Origin of the sequence: Schaalia vaccimaxillae DSM 15804 (genome assembly GCF_000420425.1) — a bacterium.
In the GTDB taxonomy this organism is placed as follows: Bacteria; Actinomycetota; Actinomycetes; order Actinomycetales; family Actinomycetaceae; genus Pauljensenia; species Pauljensenia vaccimaxillae.
This window is the reverse complement of sequence record NZ_ATUX01000005.1, coordinates 22885-44889: the sequence shown is the minus strand read 5'-3', so window position 1 is coordinate 44889 and position 22005 is coordinate 22885. Positions and strand designations below refer to the sequence as shown.

General features: G+C 60.0%; 15 protein-coding genes and 1 CRISPR repeat array. Of the genes, 5 read left to right on the top strand and 10 right to left on the bottom strand.

Annotation, left to right across the window (positions count from 1 at the left end; all coding sequences use genetic code 11):
- The first annotated feature begins 1 nt into the window (after position 1).
- Positions 2–937 carry a type I-E CRISPR-associated endonuclease Cas1e gene (cas1e, locus tag G439_RS0100280; protein ID WP_022867192.1) on the top strand — a complete coding sequence of 312 codons (936 nt, stop codon included), beginning with the start codon at positions 2–4 and terminating at the stop codon, positions 935–937.
- Positions 938–978: 41 nt separating this feature from the next.
- Positions 979–1323: a type I-E CRISPR-associated endoribonuclease Cas2e gene (gene cas2e, locus G439_RS0100275; RefSeq protein WP_051125669.1), complete on the top strand. Its 345-nt coding sequence runs from the start codon at positions 979–981 to the stop codon at positions 1321–1323.
- 56 nt (positions 1324–1379) lie between these two features.
- Positions 1380–2200: direct repeats of the CRISPR family, unit length 28 nt; unit sequence GTTGACCCCGCGTGAGCGGGGATGATCC.
- Between the two features lie 677 nt (positions 2201–2877).
- Here the strand turns inward: cas2e and G439_RS0100265 are convergent.
- The 3 genes from G439_RS0100265 to G439_RS0100250 form a co-directional block, all read right to left on the bottom strand.
- Complete coding sequence (locus tag G439_RS0100265) at positions 2878–3540, bottom strand: class I SAM-dependent methyltransferase (protein ID WP_026459235.1); 663 nt, start codon at positions 3538–3540, stop codon at positions 2878–2880.
- Between the two features lie 348 nt (positions 3541–3888).
- Entirely contained in the window at positions 3889–4293 is a 405-nt protein-coding gene (locus G439_RS12315) for a metal-sensitive transcriptional regulator (RefSeq protein ID WP_022867187.1), read from the bottom strand.
- Between the two features lie 5 nt (positions 4294–4298).
- Positions 4299–6008 (bottom strand): FAD-dependent oxidoreductase, encoded by a 1710-nt coding sequence (locus G439_RS0100250; RefSeq protein ID WP_022867186.1) that lies wholly within the window; start codon positions 6006–6008, stop codon positions 4299–4301.
- A gap of 201 nt (positions 6009–6209) precedes the next feature.
- On the opposite strand from G439_RS0100250, the gene G439_RS0100245 reads away from it, so the two are divergent.
- Entirely contained in the window at positions 6210–7463 is a 1254-nt protein-coding gene (locus G439_RS0100245) for a diacylglycerol/lipid kinase family protein (RefSeq protein ID WP_022867185.1), read from the top strand.
- Between the two features lie 282 nt (positions 7464–7745).
- Here G439_RS0100245 and pheA read toward each other — a convergent pair whose 3' ends face one another.
- The 3 genes from pheA to G439_RS10525 form a co-directional block, all read right to left on the bottom strand.
- On the bottom strand, positions 7746–8762 hold the full coding sequence (pheA, locus tag G439_RS0100240) for a prephenate dehydratase (RefSeq protein ID WP_022867184.1): 1017 nt from the start codon (positions 8760–8762) through the stop codon (positions 7746–7748).
- 157 nt (positions 8763–8919) lie between these two features.
- Positions 8920–11319: a DUF6541 family protein gene (locus G439_RS0100235; RefSeq protein WP_022867183.1), complete on the bottom strand. Its 2400-nt coding sequence runs from the start codon at positions 11317–11319 to the stop codon at positions 8920–8922.
- Positions 11316–12068: a DedA family protein gene (locus G439_RS10525; RefSeq protein WP_022867182.1), complete on the bottom strand. Its 753-nt coding sequence runs from the start codon at positions 12066–12068 to the stop codon at positions 11316–11318. Before G439_RS10525 ends, G439_RS0100235 begins: the two co-directional genes overlap by 4 nt.
- Positions 12069–12138: 70 nt before the next feature.
- On the opposite strand from G439_RS10525, the gene G439_RS10520 reads away from it, so the two are divergent.
- Positions 12139–14739 carry a lysylphosphatidylglycerol synthase transmembrane domain-containing protein gene (locus tag G439_RS10520; RefSeq protein ID WP_022867181.1) on the top strand — a complete coding sequence of 867 codons (2601 nt, stop codon included), beginning with the start codon at positions 12139–12141 and terminating at the stop codon, positions 14737–14739.
- 75 nt (positions 14740–14814) lie between these two features.
- Here the strand turns inward: G439_RS10520 and G439_RS0100220 are convergent, their stop codons facing one another.
- On the bottom strand, positions 14815–16536 hold the full coding sequence (locus tag G439_RS0100220; RefSeq protein ID WP_022867180.1) for an alpha/beta hydrolase: 1722 nt from the start codon (positions 16534–16536) through the stop codon (positions 14815–14817).
- A 207-nt stretch (positions 16537–16743) separates the two neighbouring features.
- Here G439_RS0100220 and G439_RS0100215 point away from each other — a divergent pair, with 207 nt between their 5' ends.
- On the top strand, positions 16744–17832 hold the full coding sequence (locus G439_RS0100215) for a Gfo/Idh/MocA family protein (protein WP_022867179.1): 1089 nt from the start codon (positions 16744–16746) through the stop codon (positions 17830–17832).
- Positions 17833–17937: 105 nt separating this feature from the next.
- Here the strand turns inward: G439_RS0100215 and G439_RS0100210 are convergent, their stop codons facing one another.
- From G439_RS0100210 to G439_RS0100200, 3 genes are all read right to left on the bottom strand, one after another.
- The gene (locus G439_RS0100210) at positions 17938–18714 is read right to left on the bottom strand and encodes a class I SAM-dependent methyltransferase (RefSeq protein ID WP_022867178.1); all 777 of its coding nucleotides are present in this window, start codon (positions 18712–18714) and stop codon (positions 17938–17940) included.
- 77 nt (positions 18715–18791) lie between these two features.
- A complete protein-coding gene (locus tag G439_RS0100205) occupies positions 18792–19415 on the bottom strand; it encodes a nucleoside/nucleotide kinase family protein (RefSeq protein WP_022867177.1) in 624 nt (207 codons plus the stop codon).
- A gap of 136 nt (positions 19416–19551) precedes the next feature.
- Positions 19552–21990 (bottom strand): ATP-binding cassette domain-containing protein, encoded by a 2439-nt coding sequence (locus tag G439_RS0100200; RefSeq protein WP_083940748.1) that lies wholly within the window; start codon positions 21988–21990, stop codon positions 19552–19554.
- Positions 21991–22005: the final 15 nt, after the last annotated feature.

The window sequence follows — 22005 nt, the reverse complement described above, 5'->3', positions numbered from 1 at the left end:
GATGACCAGGATTCTGCCGGTCTCAGTCACAGCGCTCCCTCGGGTTCAGGATCGAATGTCTTTCCTTTATCTGGAGCACTGTGTTGTGCATCGGGAGGATGGAGCTCTGACAGCACGCGATGCTCAGGGGACCATCCGTGTTCCGGCTGCTTCACTCGTCGCGGTGTTCCTTGGTCCCGGCACCTCTGTGAGTCACCAAGCTATGACACTGCTGGGAGAATGTGGGACCACTGCTGTCTGGGTTGGCGAACGCGGTGTTCGCTACTACGCCCATGGCCGTTCCTTAGCAACGTCAACCCGGCTACTCATTGAGCAAGCAATGCGTGTCTCATCTCCTCAAAAGCGGCTCAAGGTGGCACGTGAAATGTACTGCATGCGTTTTTCCGGCGAGCAAGTAGACGGGCTCACTATGCAACAGTTGCGTGGCAGAGAAGGGGCACGAATTCGTGAGGTGTACCGAGAACAGTCTCGACGAACCGGAATCCCATGGAACCGAAGAGACTATCGTCCTGATGACTTCGAAGCTTCAGATCCGATCAACCAAGCTCTCTCGGCGGCGCATGCAGCACTATACGGTATCGTCCACGGTGTCATCGTCTCTCTAGGATGCTCACCCGGGCTTGGGTTTGTGCACACTGGGCATGAAAGATCGTTCGTCTACGACATCGCTGACCTCTACAAGGCCGAGATCACCATCCCAATAGCTTTCGATGTCGTCGCTGAGGGAATGGAAGATCTGACAGGTACAACCCGCCGACGCGTTAGGGACCAGATATTTGCCATGAAGGTTATCGAACGCTGCGTGAGGGATATCCACCAGTTGCTTGGTGCTGATGAGGCAGAAGACCTGGGCATTAACGTGGTCTCTCTTTGGGACTACCAGAAGAGAGCTGTTGCTGGTGGAGAGAATTATGCAGAGGAGGCCGAGGATTGGTAGTCCTGGTTCTGTCAGCAGCACCAGCATCCTTACGTGGTTCGATGACACGGTGGCTGCTGGAGGTTTCCCCCGGGGTTTTTGTCGGCCACCTGTCCAAGCGAGTACGAGAACAAGTTTGGGAGCTGGTGCGTACGTACATCGGCGACGGTCGCGCCTTATTGATCTGGTCGGAACGGTCGGAGCAACACTTCTCTGTAGCATCTCTCGGACATGATCGAGAACCTGTAGACATCGAAGGCTGTCTTGTCATGCGCACCTCCTATCGAGACTCCGAAGAATCAGTGACGATGCCGGGAGCTGTCAGGCCTGCGAAGGAGTCATGGTCCATTGCCGCTCGCCGAAGGCGCTTTCATAATTCCGCCGAGCGTTCGCTAGGTCAGCAGTAAACGAAATCCTCCTTTGATAGAGTTCCGTTGCGTTGAGATCTTAACGATCTAGAAGTGTTGACCCCGCGTGAGCGGGGATGATCCGCTGGTTGATGGCTACTGAGAGTGTGTAGCTGGGTTGACCCCGCGTGAGCGGGGATGATCCGCATTCGACCACCGCGAGGAAGAAGAAGCGGCGGTTGACCCCGCGTGAGCGGGGATGATCCTGAGTGAACGCTGCAGAGGACACGCCAAACACAGTTGACCCCGCGTGAGCGGGGATGATCCGGTTGGCTATGTCGAACGCCTGCCGGTTATACCGTTGACCCCGCGTGAGCGGGGATGATCCCCAATCTCAGGTCTCGCGGCGATGGAAGGGGCGGTTGACCCCGCGTGAGCGGGGATGATCCTGGATCGCAATGATCACCTCGATGCTCGGAGGAGTTGACCCCGCGTGAGCGGGGATGATCCCGCTGCGCCACGCATGATCGCCACAGCCGCCGAGTTGACCCCGCGTGAGCGGGGATGATCCCTCAGCCCTCAGCTCAGCCGTATCCGGAATCTCGTTGACCCCGCGTGAGCGGGGATGATCCCCGGAGGCGAAACACGAACCCTCGCCTACTCCGGTTGACCCCGCGTGAGCGGGGATGATCCGACTAAAGAATCTTCAATATCTTCTGTTTCTAAGTTGACCCCGCGTGAGCGGGGATGATCCCAGGGCGTGAATATGCCCCCGTCGAGGGCTTCGGTTGACCCCGCGTGAGCGGGGATGATCCTGGCCGACGCACACCACTTGGAACACTCGCATGGTTGACCCAGCGTGAGCGGGGATGATCCGGAGAAGAAACCATGCGATTCGTCCGATCTGTGGTTGACCCCGCGTGAGCGCGCATCATCCCACGCACAATAAAATGCGCGGCCAAAGGGGGTGGTTACGCTCGCACAAACGTAAATAAGTACGCTCTCTCTGGACGGCGCCGTGGCCGCTCGCATGCTTTAGGATTGTCAGCCGCTTAGGCAGAAATCCTCCAACAGATTACGATATTTCTCCAGGGAGCTTTGACCCTGCGGGGGCAGGGATGATCCTCATTGGTACAGAGTTCTGGATAGGCTCCCCCAGTTGACCCCGCGTAAGCGGGGATAAGGCAACCGGATTCAAGCACTTCTGAGCAAAATCAGGGGCGGTGCCAATCTAACTAAACTGAGACTATCCTGTCGTTTTTCTATAAGACCTTGACAGCCTCGACGAACCCATACGACTGCCTGCTTTTGAAAAGTTCCAGAACATCGGTCATCGTCCAATTCGGATCCTTCCATTCCGGACTTCAAAAGATAGCCTCGAACACTCGGGAAGCCAACTCTCGATGAAGGCACAGAACGTCGATTAAAAAGCGTCAGGATCCAGCGCAATCAGATATCAGGCGAGCCTACCTCGAGGAAAAGCTCTTCAATTAAAAGGCACATAAAGTGCATGATTACATCCGTCCGGCCAGCAACTGCAGTAACCATCTACGAGGCTCCTCAGTTGCCAAGCAAAGAAGTTTTGAAGTTCCTACTTATCAGCGAAACAACACATCACCGCCGCCGCACCAGTAGCACCGAATCCTCCAGCTCACCGACCACACCGTCAGGTCCAACAACTTCGCGCGCCCGAACCTCACACAGCTCCACATGCCACGTTGCCTCGGGATCTACGATCCGCCGGTCGCCCTCGGGCGTGACCTTCAAAGACTGCACATCATCGCGCAACGCATGAGATGACCACGGCGGCGGGCTCGCATGCGACACCACCAATAAACGACCACCGGGCGCAACCATGCGTGCCGCAACAGACAAGAGCTTCGCACGGTCCTGCCCGTCATAGGCTTGGATGAACATCGCCGTCACAAGGTCATAGCCGCCCTCGTACCCATTTCCCCAAGACGCGAGCTCGCCCTCGTGAAAACGAACGCCGATCATGCCGTCAGCTTCGGCCGCAGCCGCGGCACGTGCAATCGCCGTCGCAGAAAAATCTAAACCGTCGACGCTCCAACCCTGGGACGCCAGCCAAATTGCGTCCGCGCCCTCACCGCAGCCAACATCAAGCGCCCTACCCGCCACCAGATCAGTCACTACATCGACGAGGACGGGGTTGGCGCGGCCAGACCAGGTCTGCTCACTGGCGGCATAGCGGGTTTCCCACTGTTGGGCCGCTAAACGCGTAGCCTCAACGGCCTCGTTTGACTCGTTGTTCGACATCACCGAAAGAGGATAACGAGCAGGCCCGCTGCTGACACAATCAGAGCCAAACACAAACACTTCAAGCTCTTAAACTGGGCCAACCTACTTGCGGCCGAAAAGCTTCAGCAAAACATTCGAGGCGCCACTCAAAGCGTTATCCTCAGACTCTTCACCAGCGTGCCCTTGGCAACGCCGCCCCTTGGGCACTCCAGCGAGCGCCTGCTCAATGTGCTGTCCGCAGCCTGCCCACGTTGCTTTTCCACATTTCTTGCATGTGACTTTTCTGCACATTTCTATTCTCCTTAATCGTTTTCGAATCGGACGACGAGTTTGGCCAGGCAATCGTGAAAATGCCGGGCCAGAAACTCACACCAGGGACAGGAAAATCTTTTCCAATTCCTCGGTGGTTAAAGACTCTGTAGGCAAAGACTCTGCTTCAGCTGGGCTGCCAGCCGGGACCCCCTCACGTGCAGCCCCCTCACGTGCAGTGCCCTCACCCACGGCGGCTGCTCCCGCGCCAGCTTCGCCCTCGACCTCGTCAATGACACACTGGCGCATGGCGGTGGCAATAATGACAAATCCCGCGCGGTTGAGGGCATGAGTCACGGCAGAGAGCTGAGTGATCGTGTTCTTGCACGATTCCCCCTTCTCAGCCGCAGCAATCACAGCATCGAGCTGGCCCCGCGCACGTTTGAGCCGATTGACAATCTTGCGTTTGGTGTCGGCATCGCAATCGAAGCCGCCGATCGCCGAATCTGAACCTTCAGACACGTCATTCACCCCTTGATCAGAAACGAATCGGCGCGGTCACCGAGCCAGGCGCGCAGCGTCAGCATGCCACCGGTCTGGATGGATGATTCAAACCCGTTTTGCACCAAGATCCTGTGAGCAATATTCGCCCGCACCCCCACCTGGCAGATGACACCAATGGGTCGACCAGCTGCAGCCTCGCGTACCTCTTCAATACGGTCGCGCAACTGCGTGTGGGGAACATTGAGCGCACCGGGCACCATCCCCTTGGCAACCTCACCCGGAGTGCGCACATCCAAGATCAGATGTGAGGCGCGTACATCTTCCAAGTCGCGCACATCCCACACGTCCACGGTCCCGTTGAGCACATTCGAGGCGAGCATTCCCACCAGGTTCACAGCGTCCTTAGCCTGCCCAAACGGCGGAGCATAAGACAGATCAAGGTCGATCAAATCGTCGACAGTCAACCCGCCCCGTATGGCAGTGGCCAGCACGTCAATGCGCTTATCAACGCCGTCACGGCCTACACACTGCGCGCCAAGGATGCGCCCGTCGGGAGCAAAATTCACGGATAGGTTCATCTGGACTGCACCCGGGAAGTAACCGGCATGCTGGTTGGGGTGCAGGTGAATCGTCGTGTAGTCGATGCCGGCAGCGTCCAGGGAGGCCCGGTTGGCTCCGGTCATGGCTGCCGTCATTGTCCCAACCCGCACAATTGCCGTGCCCAGGGGCGCGGGGATGGGACGCGCGTGGTCGGGGTCCATGATGAAGTCTGCGGCGAGGCGGCCCGCCCTGTTTGCGGGCCCAGCCAGTGCGACGGGTCGGCGTACTCCCGTCACCGGGTCGGTTGACACGGTCGCGTCGCCCACCGCGTACACGTCGGGTAAGTTGGTGCGGCCGTGCTCGTCTACGACGATGGCTCCGCCTTCCATTTCGAGACCGGATGCTTCGAACACCTGAGTGTCTGGGCGTACACCTGCCGCCAACACGATGAGGCCTGCGCTGATGGTTGTTCCGTCGGAGAGGTGAAGTTCGTGCTCGTCCTCGCCGCCCCCGCCGCGCACGATGGATTCGGCGGCTGTCCCGGCCCGCACATCCACGCCGAGGGCGCGCAGTTCTTGAGTGATGACGTACGCGTGTTCTTCGTCCAGCGGAGGCAGGACGTGTTCGGCAAACTCAACGAGAGTGGTTCGCATGCCTCGTTTGGCGAGCACTTCGGCGGCTTCGACACCAATAAATCCTGCGCCTAAGACGACGGCACTCGTGACTCCGTCATCCACGTGTTCGCGCAGATGAACGGCATCTTCGACGGTGCGAAGTGTGGATACGCGAGGCGAGTCGAGTCCGTCGATAGGTGGCGTGGCGGCTTTTGCTCCAGGTGCGAGGACGAGGGCGTCATAGCCGATCTGCTGTTCACCTTGAGCGGTGCGGACGGTGACTTCGTGGGCGTCTGGATCGATGCCGGTGACATCGTGGCCTGTGCGCACGTCGAGGTTGAGCCATTCACGCAGTTTTTGAGGCGTTTGGACGAGGAGGTCGTCGGCGGATTCAATTTCGCCACCGACGTAGTAGGGCAGTCCACAGTTGGCGAAGGACACGTGCTGGCCGCGATCGAGGACGATGATTTCGGCGTCTTCGTTGAGTCTGCGGGCTCGCGCGGCGCAGCTCATGCCTCCTGCGACGCCGCCGACAACGACGAGCCTGTGCGGGCATTGGCCTGTGGTGGGGTGAGTCATGTCGGTAATCTTCCTTGGTTGTCCTGCTGATGTGACGAGGTCGAGGACGCGCGCCCTTCGTTTCGTTTGATTTACAGACTATACCCCTAGGGGTATATACGTACTTCGTTTTGCAGAAGCTCACATTTTTGTTTGGGCGTCCCTCGCGGAAGTTTTGGGCGTCCCTCGGCGGGGAAGGCACGGCGGCCCTAAGCTGATCTCATGCCAGCCGAAGCATGGATCGCCCTCATTGTTGTCATCGCCGTATGCGCCGTAGCCGCACTCATCTGGATGTGGCTGCGCCGACGCTTCTCCAAACGACAAGAGATCGCCGACGCCCTCCTCACCCCCGCGACCGCTGACGACCCGTCAAGCGGGCGACCACACCCATGGGTCATCGTCAACCCCTCCAAGCACGACGACCTGGACGCCTTCAAGAAAATCGTCACCGATACCGCCAAGGACCTCGGAATCGACGAAGTCCACTGGAACGAAACCACTGCCGAAGATCCAGGAGCGGGCCAAGCCGTCGAAGCCCTCGCCAAAGGCGCTTCCATCGTGATCGCCTCGGGCGGAGACGGAACCGTGCGAGCCGTAGCAGCAGGCCTAGCCGGAACCGGCGTACGGATGGGCATCATCCCGGCTGGCACCGGCAATGTCCTGGCCGGCAACCTCGGACTGCCCATCGGCGACGTAGCCAAAGCTACGCGCATTGCCCTTGGAGCTAATCACCGCGGGCTCGACGTGGGCTGGCTGCGCGTCGCCGACGTCGCCGAACCCTCCGACATGCCTGCCGAAGGAACACTCGTACTAGATGCACGTAAAAAACACGGCACCGATGAAGGCGCTGCCATGGAAGCTGACGAATACGCCTTCGTCGTCATCGCAGGCATGGGTTTTGACGGCGAAACGATGGCCAACACCGACTCTGACCTCAAGAAGAAGATTGGCTGGCTGGCGTACGTCCTGTCGGGTGTTGCATCAATAGCTACCAAGCCCATTAAAGCCAGACTCACTTTGCGTTCCCCCGAATCTCCCCAAGATCACGACGGCGACAAATCCGGGATGCTCCAGGGAGAAACCTCCTCGTCTCCGAGCAACGAAGACGAAATCACCTGGCTCACCGCGAAGTCCATTATGTTCGCCATCTGCTCTGACCTGCAGTCACTCACCCTGGCGTACGCCGCCAAGCCCGATGATGGTTTGATCGATGTGATCGCCGTGGACACTCAAGCAGGTGTCCTGGGCTGGGCGGACCTGTCCTGGAAAATCCTCGGCCAAGGCCTGGGTATTAAAACAGTGAACCTGCCTACGTCGGTCGGCAAAATCGCCTTCCGCCAAGCCAAGGGCTCATCGGTTACAGCCGAAACCCCACAGGTTGTGCAGGTTGATGGCGACGCCTTGGGATTGGCTCGCACCATTCACGCGCGCATTGACCATATGGCCATCGATATTGCTGTGCCAGGAGTTGACTGAACGCTCAGGCAAGAAACCCTCAGTCCTGTAAAGCGGTTACTCCGCGAGCCCAGTCCTCGTATTGGACACACTTACAGCCTGTTACACACGGCCACACAGGGGTAAAACTGCTCTAACCCTGTACAACGCAAAAAACGCGCACACCTGCGGCTAGTCGCACACAGTTAAAGCGTGGGTGCATGACCACAGTTAGACGTAAGGCCTTGCGTTCACCGCGGAATCTGTATCCGGCCAACAGCCACAAGCCTCCAGGCCAGGCCCACAAGGTCAAGCCCACACACCTCAGCGCAGCGGCCAGCCCGGCGCCTCGCCCTCGGGAACACTCACACCATCGCCCCCACCCAGAATCGAGGCAACCCACGCCCGACCATTACGGAAGGCCTCATCGCTGGTGCCAGACAACACCCGCGCAGGGACCCCATCAGTGCGCGCATAGGACCCAATGAAGCGCACTTCCGGCGAATTACGGTGAAGCCCCACCAAAGCTGCCTGCACGCGTTCTTCATGAATGTGCCCGACGATGTCAATGCTGAAGGTGTAATCCCCCAGACCATCGCCCGACGGACGCGACTCGATCCGCGACAGGTCCACGCCGCGCGCCGCAAACTGTTCGAGGATCTTGAGCAGAGCGCCCGCCTCGTTCACGGGCAACGCCACCTGGATCGTTGTCTTATCAGCCCCCGTGGCTGGCGGAATCACGCCCGGCTTAGACACGAGCACAAATCGCGTGACAGCTCCCGGATTGTCTGCGACGTCGCGGTGCATGGCCTGCAGTCCGTAGCTTTGAACAGATACGTCATTGCAAAGGGCAGCCTCAAACCCGGCATCTCCCTCAGCTAAAAGCTGGGCGGCAGCGGCAGTCGATGTTGCGGGCACATGCACCGCGCCGGGGAAAGTGGCTTCGACCCAATTGCGGCACTGAGCCCAGGCGTGGGGGTGCGTGCCGATGCGTTTGATGTCTTCGGGACGAGTACCCGGGCGGACAGCGAATTGGAACACCACGGATACGACCATTTCGGCAACAATCACCAGCGGTTCGCCGTGCGACAGGGAGTCAAGCGTTGCATTAACTCCGCCCTCGATGGAGTTTTCGATGGGCACAACAGCTCGGTCTGCTTCCCCCCGACGCACAGCCGCGAGCGCCTGCGGCGCAGAAGTCATGGGCAGCAGTTCGGCGTCAGCGGGCGCGATTTGGCGCACGGCTTGTTCGGTGAAGGTTCCAAATGGCCCCAGGAACGCGATGCGCATGTGTTCGCCGTTGGGCTGAGGACCGGGGATCGTGGTGGCGTTGTGCTCCATGCTGCCAGATTAGCGAGGTCGCCCCCGCCGGGCAGTTCAGTCCGATTGGCGAGGGCCTTCAGCGAAGGCGACGAGGACGTGGGGTGGGCGTATCCACCGGAGGCAAAGTCGTTAAAACAGGACGTCGGTTAGATGCCGAGCCGCCGTCGGCCTATGCTCAGCCTTTCTTGCCTCCGCCTTCAACTTCGCCGCATGCGGTGATTTTCCAGATCTTGGCTGTGCCGCCCTCGTCAACCAGTTCGAAACCTGTTGACGTGTCGACGTTGTAGAGGCCGGGCGAACGCGAGGAGCGCATGAAGTTGTAGTACATGCCGTCTTCGTCCTCGTAAAAGTGGGTGATGCCAAGATCTCGAACGACCTCGCACACCTGCGGATTGGTGTGGATTTCGTTGAAGTGTTGGGACAGGATTTCCTGGGAGTACTTGTCCTCGTTGGCCATGGTGAGCTGGGGGAAAACCGTATCTTTGTCGGCAATTACTTCGATGTATGCTTCGCCGGCAATGGGATCACCGACGACGAGGGCTTCATTGGGCAGGATGAGGCGGGCTCGCCGAAGCATTGCCAACTCGGCTTTTGTAGCCATCCCAGGTTTACCCAGATTCATGGAGTCATAGACGTAGTCGGTGGCTTTGACACGGGCATCAATCGCTCCGAAAGCAGACAGGACTATCAGGATCAGTCCGACCAAGACATCGATGATCCACCGCACCGACAGTCGATGTTCGGGCTTGATTGCAATGACGAGGCCATGGATCTTTTCTGTCACGTATGAGAAACCAACAGCCATAAGTGGCACCATCATCAGCCCGTGTATGCCCATAATTCTTCGCGCGTCCATGTACCAGGGAGCAAGCAAGTATTCCCGCAATGGATTGTCGGGCATGTAGGCGATGAAGGTGAGCGCGCAGAACACGAGGTAGGAGGCGACCGGCCAGGCGGGTATGTGCGCGCCGTCGACGAGGACGGGCGCGGCCTCGGCTTCGGGGTCGAGGTCGGGGTCTGCGAGTATCGATGCAGTTGTCGGCACGGGTGCGGCTTTGGGCACGGGCACGGGGGCAGCTTCGGGCTGGCCGATCATCGTTGCGGCTTTGTCATCGACGAGGACTGCCGTTCCTTCATCGACACGACCACTCTCTGTATTGACGCCGCCTGTCAGATCCATGTGCCCAACCGTGTCGGACACTTCCGCACGCAGCGCAGCACCAGCAGCATCCTCGTCAAGGGGCCTAGCGCCCCACCATCGCCTGAATGCAGGGCCAACGCGCAGCATCAACGAAGATCCAAGAGCAACCAGGACAAGTTGGACGAGTACCAACATGGTCAGCCCAGCAGTCTGGCTAAATGGCGGATACGGAACAAACGCATGAGAAAAGGCCACTGACCAGGAGATTCCCGACCTCGGATAGTTCCCCATCGCTTGGATTTTGTCGACGCTGAGCACCGCCAGAGGAACAACAACGACGGCGGCCATCGCCACAAACCATCCGGCTGAGGCAAGTAAGGACTTCGCCCTCACAGCATTCTTGAAGAAGCAACCCAAAGAGACCAATAGCGGTGCGGCCAACATCGCTACCAGGGTGAAGGCTGAACTCGGGTGGGCACCAACAGCACCAACGACACTGACCGCAATGAACACTGCAGGCCCAAGGCTGGGTAGCTGTGGCCGCACGCCCTGGCCCCAGGTGTCACGCACTCGCCGTCCCACAGTGATCGCTGCAGACGCTAGACCGGGCAGTACGGCAATACCCATCGCGTGGGGCCACTGGTTGTACATAGTCAACGCGTCGGCGGGCATATTTAACAAAGTGCCCGCCAGCACCGGTGCCGAAAGGATCGCGGCACGCGACGTGGTAATCACACTGACGAAGGCCGTTGCCCCCACGACCCAGATGGCCATAAGAACCAGGGACGACACATTCGACACTTCGATCACGGTTCGCGACGTCACGAAGATCGAAACAAAGGCATGCCAGCCGGTCGGATAGAAAACCTCGCGCCCCCCGTAAAGTTCCTGCAATCCCCCAAAGGGGCTGGCATTCTTCGTCGACAGGATGGAGCGCACACCGTTGAGGTGGAAAGTCGAATCCCATTGTTGGACGGGATCTTGGGGGTCGGCACGCAGCAGCATTGGAAGCGCAGCCAAGACAAAGCCAACAAAGATCATGGCCCACGTCGCTGTGCGCACACGGATCTGGTGGGCGCCTAAAGGTCGACGCGGTCCGATAGCTTCAACAAGGCGCCCGGGGCGCGGAATTGTGCCAGTGGTGCGCCGCGCATGATTGAAGAACCAGGTGACTGCGCCGAGTAGGGCAAACAACCCCAGGACCGGCATCACCTTGGATGCTTCCCACTCCACTCCTGCCTGATCAAAGAGGAGCGAGCAGATAACAACAATGCCGAAAGAGAAGGCCGGGGCAGCGCCAATTGCCACTACCGACGAGTGGACGGTTGATCGCAGCCAGAACCATCCGGGCAGGATCGAAGCGACGAGGAGCGCAGTGAAGGATGGGATGAACGGCCACCACTCCCCCAGTTCTCCGAGCATCGCAGGCGTCATTCCCCTTCGGCAACCACTGTTTCACTCACCGAAGTCGCTGCAGAACCGGCCGGATCCACATCGACGGATTCAGCCGCAGCAACAACCTCTTTGCGGGCTTTGCGGCGCTGGAGAACCACCTCAACCACCATGGGCAGCAGCGAGACCAGCACGATGGCAATGATGATCATGGAAAGGTTGTCGTGGACGAACTCAACGCCGCCCAACACCGAACCAAGCCACGTAATTCCTACACCCCACAGCAGCGAACCCAATGAGTTAAAGGCCAAGAATTTGCCGTACGGGTAGCGGGCAATACCAGCAGCCAAAGGAATGAACGTGCGTACGAAGGGGATGAAACGGCCGATCACCAAGGAACGGCCACCGTAAGCATCGAAATAGGATTCGGCTTTTTCCAGGTGCTCGGTCTTAAGGAAACGCGCATCAGGCTTGAAGAGGCGGCGCCCCCACTTAGCTCCAATCCAGTAGCCAATCTGAGCACCGACAAAGGCCGCAACAAACACAGTCGCAACAAAAGCAGGTAACGGCAGGTTGAGGCGATCGTGCAAAAGTCCCGCTGTGAAAAGCAGCGAGTCGCCGGGCAGAACCGGGAAGAGAACACCCGATTCGATCAGGACAATCAGCAGCGTGCCGATCCACACCCACGGGCCCATAGCCACCAGTAAGGATTCGGGGTCATGGAACCATCCGATGACGGTGCTGAGCCACGAAGAATCGCTCGCAGCTATCAGTAGAGTCGGCCAGATCACGAATGGTCCTCCTGATTGTCGGTGTGGTCTCAACACTACCGGCAGGGCGCCCGCGTTTAGGATTGGACGCATGGAGATGCGCGAGGACGAGGACGCAGCCCGGGAAGCGGGCATTTCGCGCGCCGCCGCCGAAAAAGCCCTCTCGCCCTCGTTGCCGACAAAAAAACGCATGCCAAGACTCACACGTTCCGTCCACTTTGCGGACCGAGCGACGCCGCGTCAACGCCGCCGAGAAGACCTCGTTGACATCATCGTCGCTCTTCTGGGCATCGTCGCGGTGTGGGTGGTTGGAGTTTTCGCTAACGCCACCACCCAGGGCGTGACCGAGGACGTCCTGCGTTTCCAGGTGATCCGCGAAGTCCTCCTCTTGCCCGTCACCCTCATCGAGGGCATGGTGGTGCTCATTGCTCCCATCGGCATTGTCGTGGCCCTGGCTCTTCGGCGCCGCCTCCAAACCATCACTCACGCCATCTCCACGGCAATTGTTGCGGCATTGGGCGGCTGGGGCATCCTCGCCCTCGTTGCTCTGCTACCCGAATCCATCACCGCGCCCCTGCGTGTGGCCACCGCAGTCGCCGGACAGTCGGGCAACACGGACACAGCCATTGGCATCAACCTGGTGATCGTCACATTGACAGCCCTTTTCACTACCGCAGGCGAAATCCAGAACATGAGGACGGTTCGCTGGTCGTGGATTGGCCTGTGGGTCATTCTTTTCCTGGGTGTCATGCGTTCATCCATGACCTTGCCCGGCGCTTTCATTTCGGTTCTGATCGGCCGCATTTTCGGGTCAGCGGCCAGGTGGATCTTTGGTTTCCAGGACCGGCGAGCCGACGGCGTCGACATTGTCGAAGGCTTGTTATCGATTGGAGTCACGCCCTCGCGCATCATCCGCGCTGACTTAGATACCGAAGATGAACCGCTGACAACCTGGTCGATTGACGAGGACGAGGACGGGCAACTACGCCAGTCCTCAGGGCCGATGGACTCCGTTGACTACACGGTTACGCGTCGCCCTGATCCAGATGGGAACCGCCACTATCAAGCATGGGATCACAGCGGAATTGGTTTAGAAGTGACGGTCCTTGATCCTGGCCGAGAATTGACCGGCACCCTGGTCGAGGTGTGGAACAACATTCGTCTTCGCGGGATAAGCCGGTGGATTTCACCGTCAGTCAAAGCCTCTGCAGAACGCTCCACTTTGACCATTCTGACTGCCAGGCGCGGCGGGGTACGCACCCCCGAACCAGTGGGGATCGCTCAAGCGGGTGACTCCGTCCTGTCGGTAAGTCGAGCACTGCCCGCATCCACTCCACTGCATTCTGTGGACGCCGAGGTCGTCACCGACGACATGCTCACACAGGCCTGGGACCAGCTTCTATCCGCGCATCAACAAGGTGTGGCACACCGGAACTTATCTTTCGATTCGGTCCTCGTCGACGCCAACCAGCAGGTGTGGATCGTGGATTGGGAGCGCGGCGAAGTCGCCACCACTGACCTCAATCACCGGATCGACATTGCTCAAATGCTGGTGCTTCAAGCTTCAACTGTGGGTGCCGAGAGGGCCCTTGAGATGGCTCGCCGAAGCCTGCCGGAAGAACGTTTGGCCTCGTGCGCTCCAGTGCTGCAAGGCCCAGTCCTGCCATTCTCAGTCAACCAGTCGTTACGACGCACAAGTCTGCTCGAAGACCTGCGAGCGGATTTGGTGGCTGACGAAGAGAGTTCTGGAGCCACGCAGCCCGCGAACTTGCAGCGCTTTAGGCCTCGAACACTGCTGACCTCCGCCATTTTGTTCGTGGCATTGGTTGTGGTTTTGGGTTCGATGAACTTCGAGGACATCATTGCCGCAGTCACCCACGCTAACCCCGTGTGGCTGGCTGCTTCCTTCGGCTTGGCGTGTTTGACGTGGGCGGGTAGTGCGATCCCGCTGATGGCGCTGAGCACAGAGAAATTGAAGTTCTCTGAGTCGTTAATTGCTCAGGTGGCGGCTTCAATCATCACGATTGTGGCGCCTGCCGGGGTTGGTCCTGCCGCCCTCAATATGCGCTTCCTCAAGAAGAAAAAGATGTCAACGGCGATGTCAGTGACAACCGTGACGATGCAGCAGATTTCGCAGGTGGTCATCACGGTGATCTTGCTTTTGCTGGTGATGGTGGTGTCCGGGTCGTCGCTTTCGGTATCCCTGCCCTACGGAACGATTTTGGCCGTGGTGATCGTCGTTGCTATTGGTACGGGGGTCGCCTTGGCGGTACCCAAGATTCGCCGGTGGATCATTGCGAAGGTTCTTCCCACGTGGCAGCAGATTTACCCACGCTTGCTGTGGATCGTGGGTCAGCCGCGCCGGATTGCAGCGGTGGTCGGCGGCAACCTCGTGATGAATATTGGCTACATCGGTTGCTTCTGGGCAGCCCTTGAGGCGATGGGTGGGTCGATGAGCCTGTCGAATTTGGCGATAACCTATTTGGCGTCAAACACCTTGGGGTCGGTCATTCCTTCGCCAGGCGGTATTGGCCCGGTTGAGACGGCCCTGACTGCTGGTTTGCAGGTGGCGGGTATTCCACTGTCTATCGGTTTGCCAACGGCGATCATCTATCGTCTGATGACGTTCTATGGGCGCATTCCCTTCGGCTGGGTCGCCATGAAGTACATGGAAAAGCGCGACCTCATCTGATATTCCCCGAAGGACGCCCATAAGTTTGCCGAAGGACGCCCATCCTCACCCTCGTCAGACCGCACAACACCCCCGCTACTGACGATCCGACAGCGCCAGATTCGCATTGATCGCCAAGCTGATTCTCTCGCGCATCTGGTCATTCACCCAAGTCCCTCCCAAAGAAGCAACCCGAGGATGCAGCGCCGACTCGTCTGCTAGCCGATCAAAGCCCAGCAGCGACTCCCACAACGGGATCAGTTCCTCTTGATAGGTATGACCGTGCCCACCAGGTGCCATACCGGCCACAGGCAAATCGGCCAAAAGCTGAATGAAAGTGGCAAACCTCGTGAACTCAACATCGTCAGACACATCGAAGCCGGCCCTCTCACGCAGCCAATCCGGTTGAGTCCAAATGAGCTTCGAATTCCACCACACGACAGGGTCAGAGGGATGCTGAGCAAAAAGCACGCGTGGGAAATCCCAGCGCCCCAACTCCCTGCCATACACGTCTTTACGGCGATCCTCCGGCCGATTAACGAAGCGAATATGCCGTCCGTTATCAAAGACGGGCGCGACCTCGGGACTGCCCCGGTGGCGAGCCTGAGTCAAGGCTCGGTGCATCGGCGTAAAAGCAGGGGTTCCCACCCAAAGAGCACCATCGACAGAAGCGACGACCTCGTCCCCATCAGCAAACACCGATTGGGACGCGAAAGCACCCAAGGACTCCCCGCACACGTAGAGCGCCGGGCGTTGACCTTCCGGACGCGACTGGATCGCTTGACGGACGCGAGTAAACATTTCGCGCGCCGCCTCCTCGGAAACCTCCAAGCCAGTGAGGAAGTTGATCGCCGATGGGACGTAGGAATACTGCATCGAGGCTGTGGCGCAGTCGCCGCCGGTCAGATACTCCAGGGGTTGTACCTGCCATTCGTCCACCCACCCCGATCCGGTGGACATCATCAAGGAGATCACCGACCGGTCGAAGGCACCGGTTCGTTCCAATTCGGCGACCAGCAGGTCGGCGCGGTCAGCCAAAGTCGCACCGCCCGTTGGCATTCCGGCGTAGACACGAATGGGTTCGAAGGCGGGCCGGCCCGTGACCGCGGCGATGTCGTCTTGCGAGGGCCCTCGGCCGAGGAAGACTCGGCCTTGGCCGCCAACCGATTCCCACGTCGCTTGGGAATGTTCAGATCCTGATCGTGAAGAGGTCACCGGCTGTCGGATGCCTCGGGCCGTGCGTAGGTTCATCTTTTCGGCTTGGCGGGTGAAAAAGCCGATGCCTCCTCGCAGAATGACTCGGGAGGTTAAGAGGATGACGCCGGTCCATACGATGACGAAGGCGGCCGCGTACGCCACCCATGTCGGTAACCACTGGTCGAGCACCCTGAGCACTTGCTGGCCAATGCTTTGCAGGGCGTCGAAGAAAGAGATGATGAGTGCAGCTACGCCGATGGATCCCAGTGCGCCAAGCACGTATCCGGGGAAGGTTTGTCGGGGCATATCGACGAGGTCGGCGGCGCGGCGTGCTCGAAAGTATGAGCTGATGACGGAGTACAGCCACCAGATGAGGAAGATCCCTGTCAGCGCGACTTGGAAACCTGTTTCGACGGCTTCGGATGCGGTGACTTGCAGGTCTGTCCATGCGATGACTCTTGCGCCGAGGCGTTGCATCGTCACGCCGGTGATGTAGCCGACAGCCATGAGGATGCCGGAGGCTGCTGCGTGCCACCACCAGAGTCGGGCCATGAGTGATGGGGACACAGATACCGCGTACATTGCGAGGGCGGCGACCAGTCCGAGCAGTGATGGCTCCATGATGGGTCTATTCTGCCAGTTTTCTCTCGATCCGCCCTTCCCACATCCACGAGGGACGCACAAGTTACTCGCGAGGGACGCACAAGTTGAAATAGCCAGCAAAGATGGGCGTCCCTCGCGGAAGTTTTGGGCGTCCCTCGGCAGACTTTTGGGCGTCCCTCGCGGAAGGAAAAGACAAGAACGACGCAACCGTGCAAAACTGGCCTCATGACATCGACGTCGAATCCCCACGCGGCGCTTGCGCCCCTGCCCGAAGAAATCGCCCGCCTCGCCGAAGGCGTTGAACTACTCGACCCCATGGATGCTCCCCCCATCCGCTGGGGCATCATTGGAGCCGGTTGGATCGGTTCCGTGTTCGCACAGGACGTCGCCGCCTATTCCTCTGGAATTATGGCTGGCGTTGCCGCTCGGGTTCCGCAGCGCGCACAGAAGTTCGCTGAAGATTTCGGCGTTGCTCGGGCTTTTGACTCGTACGAAGATCTTGTTGCCGATCCCAACATTGACGCCGTCTACATCGCCACCGTTCACCCCAAGCACGAGGACGCCGCCCTGTTAGCCATCAACGCAGGCAAGCACGTCCTCGTCGAAAAGCCTTTCACCGTTGACGCCGCTGCTGCGCGACGCATCGTCGAAGCGGCCCGAGCAAAGGGCGTGTTCTGCATGGAAGCCATGTGGACCCGTCACCTTCCCCACCAGAAGGTCCTCACCCAAATTGCACGCAATGGGCTGCTCGGCGACATTGTGACCATCCACGCCGACCACGGTCAGGCTCTCGAACACATCCAGCGCACCTGGGATCCTGAGCTTGGCGGCGGCGCACTGCTGGATTTGGGCGTCTACTCCATGTCCTTCGTCCAGCAGCTCCTCCCCGACGTTGAGCTTGTCGCCTCCACAGCGAAGATGACTAAGCTGGGCGTCGATATTGCTTCGGCGGCGCTACTGAAGAGTGATGGCGCTGTCGCCACTGCGACCTCGAACTTTAACGGCAAATCCGCCACCTACGGCGAAGTCGTGTTCCAAAAGGGCGTCATCGAATTGCCCGAGCAGTTCTACCGCGCATCCGGCCTGCGCCTGCGCAGCTTCGGCGAGGGGCGTGCGGGAGACAACGGCACCCTGACTGATTGGGATGCAACGGTTCCCGGTGGTTTCCAGTATCAGGCGGCCGAGGTGGCTCGCTGCTTGGCCGCTGGCAAGACCGAGTCGGACACAATGCCGCTGGACGACACGTTGAAGGTTATGGATCTCATGGATCAGATGCGCGCCGAGATCGGCCTCGTCTACCCCTGGGAAAAGTAACCGCGAAGGACGCCCAAAAGTCCCTCGAGGGACGCACATGTTTTTCTCGAGGGACGCACGTCCTCGTCAATCCCGCTGGCCCTCATCAGTTCTGCCGACCCCTCGTCAATCCCACCGGACGCCAGTCCACGCCAACGTCGAGTACGGCAAAACCACGCTACTACCCGGCGCATAGCCCAAATGCTCGTGCAGGTACCAACGCAAATTCGCCTGCATGCGCGCCCGCCCGGCCTCGTCCTGCCGCAGATACGACGACCTCGTCGTGCCCAGCTCCAGGATCTGCTCAGTGGTCATCGTATCTTCCCACGACTCGACCACGAGGGCGGGCGTGGTGAACCTCGGCCCAAAAGACGGCGGGTTATCGGGCCGGTGAACGTCGCCCGACCGCATGATCCGGGTCAGACGCTTCACCCAAGGAATCGACACATCCATCTGATTCCACACCACCGCCAGGGTGCCGCCCGGCACCAGGATCCGCGCGGCCTCCTGGGCGGCAAGGGCGGCGTCAACCCAATGCCACGACTGTGCGGCAACCACCAATTCCACCGACGAATCGGCCAATCCTGTGCGTTCGGCCGTGGCATCGTGGGCTCTGACCTGGCCGTTTGCAATCACGTCGGGTAAGGCCTGAGCCATTTGGTCGCGCATCGCTTCGGATGGTTCGACAGCGTCAATTACGAGGCCGCGCTCAGCCAGCAGAACCGCCATTTTGCCTGTGCCCGCGCCAATGTCTGCAGCTTTCGTTGGGCGTGCAGCGATCCCCTGGCCACACACGCGCAGCACATGGTCAATGATCGAGGGCGGGTAGTCGGGCCTCACCTGCGCATACTTGGGCGCGGGGACAGCAAAGGGGTTGGTGGGTGCGGCCTCGTCCTCGTTCATCACCCGGGAATCCTACCGGCCAGCACGTTGAACTATCCGCGTAACATCGCCACGGCACGTGCGCCACGTCTGCGCAATCACGTCCACACAATCACATCCGCAAGTTCGCGAGGCCGATCCCGATCCACCCTTGCCTGATCCTGGGCGGCCCAGCGATCCCAATGCGGCCGGTAAATGTCGCCGTCCCTGTTCAAAGCACGTTTGCGGCGGCTATCGTGGCCGCCCGCAGCCTCCACCCAGAACGCAAAGTCGGCGCACGCCCTCGTCGACGAGGTCAGGGCACCGCAGCCTTCAACAATGGCCACTCCCCCAGCGTGGATCTGCTTTGGAGGAAGCGGGGTAGACGCGGCCCAATCCCAGGGTTGATACCAGGTGTCGCGGTCAGAGTTGAGGTCGGCGACGATACGTTCGGCCTCGCGGATACCCTCGTCGAGCCCGTCCCAGCCGGGGTACCACAAGTCCACGCTGATGTGCTGGATGGGTTCATCTAGCTTTTCGGCGAGGGCGAGCCGCAGTGCACGCTCGAATGAAGTTTTGCCCGCGCCTGAGAGTCCGTCGATGAGGACGATGCGGGTCAGCCGTACGTCGCGGGTATTCTCCGAGGCCGAAAGCCGCGACGATCTCACCGCGCGGGCAGCGGCCGAGACAATCTCAGCTGGCAATTCACTACCTTGAACCCACGAAATCTCTTGACTCGTCATCTCGCTATTGTGCCTGACATCCAGGAGGGCGCACCCAGGCCGGCGTCGCCCGGCCTTGGTTGGTTGCACGTGACTTGGCCCGACCTCATACCTGACGTTGGCCCGCCCTCGTCCTCGTCTGCACACCGCTTTCCACTCACCTGCCGATGAGTTCGAAATTGCCGGTAACAATCGCAGCCGTCAGAGCAATCGCGGGAATGGCGACGGCAATCGCCAGCATGACTGCGTCGGCCACTCCGACGCGGGACTCACGCGCCCACGTCCGCTCTTTGGCCGCTCCAAAACCCCGCGCTTCCATGGTCAGCGATAGTTTTGCCGAACGTCGAAGCGCAAACACCAGGAGTGAAAAGGATCCTCGCACGGCGGAAATGATTTTATGCGCGTCTCCAATGCCGCGGATTCGGCGGGCCTGCTCCAAGGCCTTCCAATCAGCGGCCATGAGTCCGGTCATGCGGGCAGCGGCCAGCGTGGCCAGGACCGGGCGCGCCGGAAGGCGGAGCACTTGGGCCATCCCGTCGCCCATATCCGTCGGATCAATGCGCGACAGCAAGACAATCGCTGGCGTTCCCACCGCGAGCACACGCACGAGGATCCCCATGGCCAATAGCATCGAGCGGTCGGAGATGATGGCCGGGCCAAATTGCCAGTGGATATCGCCGCCCGGGTTCGCGTACAGCAGCATCGACAGCGCCGCAAGCGGGGCCGCGATGAACAGCGGAATCATGCGCAGTGCGAATTTTTTCAGGGGGATTCGCGATACGACTAGGAGAATCATCTCCAGGGCGAGGGCGGTTCCAGCTGACACTGCGTCGATAGTGATGAGCAGGGGCGTCGTTATGATCATCAGCGCGAGCACCTGGGTCACAGGATTGACGAGGTCGAGGAGGCTGCGCCGCTTACGGGTGGTTGCCGCCGTTTGGGCGTCCCTCGCGAAAGTTTTGGGCGTCCTTCGCGGAAGTTTTGGGCGTCCTTCGCGGGGGTTTTGGGCGTCCTTCGCGGGAGGTGTGGGGGTGGCAGGTTTTTGGGGGGTGCCGGAGTTGCTCGGCTCACCGGCCACACCCGCCCCTACCGCCGTGCCGTAATCGGCAAAGTCGATGACGTTATCGCCCATGGCCGCGACGAAAGCCGGGTCGTGGGTGATTGACACCAGGGTCGTGCCAGACTGACGGGCCCGCCTCAGCAAACGCACTAACTCCAACCAGGTGCGCCGATCCTGGCCAAAGGTTGGCTCATCCAAAATCAACAACTCGGGGGCGCTAATAAGCGCCGTCGCCACAGACAGACGCCGCTTCTCACCACCGGACAGCGTCATGGGGTTCGCACCCGCAAGGGCCAACAAACCCAAAGCCGACAGGTGTTCATCCACCAGAGCAGCCAGTTGGTCGCCGTCGATACCAGCCTTGCGCGGCCCAACCTCAAGTTCTTCACGCACGGTTCGCGCCACAAACTGATATTCAGGCTCTTGGAACACCATCGAAATGCGGCCCAGTAGTTCCGCGGATTTCCAGTCGTGGGGATCTTGTGACGAGGGCGCGCCCGCCAGCGTAGAAGTCGGTGAAGTGTCCGCCGCGGTACTCGGGTGCATCGCTACGGTGCCGGCCAAAGACTCCAGCAGGCCCGCAATCGTCAACGCCAGCGTCGACTTTCCTAAACCGTTGGCACCGACGATGCAGGTTGACACTCCCCTGGGAATATCCAAGTTGATGTCACTGCGAACCGGGTGCAGCGGAGAATACCCAATCGACAGGCCTCGAAGAGTCATGATCGGGTCATCTGCCAAGAACTCCGAAGGTTGTTGCTGCCCTTCGTGATTCGTTGCCAGGGCTTCGGCCGCGACATCGTCACCGGGCAACCAAATGCCGCGCTCACGCAACACCTGGCCCTGCTCGGCCAGCACCAACTCAACAGGCCCATCGGCGGCAATCCGTCCATCGAGGACCACCACAACCCGGTCAACCAGGTCCTTCCACACATCCACCCGGTGCTCAATGACTACCAGCGTCGCCTGCGAGTCAGCCAAAACACGCTCGACCGCGTCACGCACTCCCACCACGCCAGCCGGATCAAGGTTTGCGGTGGGCTCGTCCAACAGCAGCAGTCCCGGTTGCATTGTCATAACCGACGCGAGGGCAAGCCTCTGTTTTTGCCCACCCGACAGAGCCGAAGTGGAACGGTCGAGCGCAACGTCGAGGCCGACCTCGTCAATAGATGCCCTGACGCGAGGCCAAATTTCTTCACGCGGCACACGCAGGTTTTCCATGCCGAAAGCCACGTCGTCACCGCAGCGGGCCAGCACAACCTGGGCTTCCGGGTCTTGCATAACCAGGCCGATTCGCCCGCGCATGAGGGTCGGATCGGCACCGTCAACGGTCAAGGAACCGCGGGCCTCACCCTCGTCCTCGCCACCAAGCAGGCCAGCTAAACCAGCCATGAGGGTCGACTTGCCCGACCCCGAGGGCCCCAATACCAGCACACGCTCACCTGGGGCGATGGCCAGATCCACACCGTCTAAGGTCCAGGCTTTACGCCCGCCGTGGCGCCAACCCCACCCAGAGATGTCGACTCGGGCGCCCATTGGTAAGCCCGCGCT

Bases quoted from the DNA above. Each gene is read 5' to 3' on its own strand.
- G439_RS0100215 (WP_022867179.1), top strand. From the start codon at position 16,744: ATGACATCGACGTCGAATCCCCACGCGGCGCTTGCGCCCCTGCCCGAA.
- G439_RS0100245 (WP_022867185.1), top strand. From the start codon at position 6,210: ATGCCAGCCGAAGCATGGATCGCCCTCATTGTTGTCATCGCCGTATGC.
- G439_RS0100265 (WP_026459235.1), bottom strand. From the start codon at position 3,540: ATGTCGAACAACGAGTCAAACGAGGCCGTTGAGGCTACGCGTTTAGCG.
- cas1e (WP_022867192.1), top strand. From the start codon at position 2: ATGACCAGGATTCTGCCGGTCTCAGTCACAGCGCTCCCTCGGGTTCAG.
- G439_RS0100200 (WP_083940748.1), bottom strand. From the start codon at position 21,990: ATGGGCGCCCGAGTCGACATCTCTGGGTGGGGTTGGCGCCACGGCGGG.
- cas2e (WP_051125669.1), top strand. From the start codon at position 979: ATGACACGGTGGCTGCTGGAGGTTTCCCCCGGGGTTTTTGTCGGCCAC.
- G439_RS10520 (WP_022867181.1), top strand. From the start codon at position 12,139: ATGGAGATGCGCGAGGACGAGGACGCAGCCCGGGAAGCGGGCATTTCG.
- G439_RS0100235 (WP_022867183.1), bottom strand. From the start codon at position 11,319: ATGACGCCTGCGATGCTCGGAGAACTGGGGGAGTGGTGGCCGTTCATC.
- G439_RS0100205 (WP_022867177.1), bottom strand. From the start codon at position 19,415: ATGACGAGTCAAGAGATTTCGTGGGTTCAAGGTAGTGAATTGCCAGCT.
- pheA (WP_022867184.1), bottom strand. From the start codon at position 8,762: ATGGAGCACAACGCCACCACGATCCCCGGTCCTCAGCCCAACGGCGAA.
- G439_RS0100250 (WP_022867186.1), bottom strand. From the start codon at position 6,008: ATGACTCACCCCACCACAGGCCAATGCCCGCACAGGCTCGTCGTTGTC.
- G439_RS0100220 (WP_022867180.1), bottom strand. From the start codon at position 16,536: ATGGAGCCATCACTGCTCGGACTGGTCGCCGCCCTCGCAATGTACGCG.
- G439_RS0100210 (WP_022867178.1), bottom strand. From the start codon at position 18,714: ATGAACGAGGACGAGGCCGCACCCACCAACCCCTTTGCTGTCCCCGCG.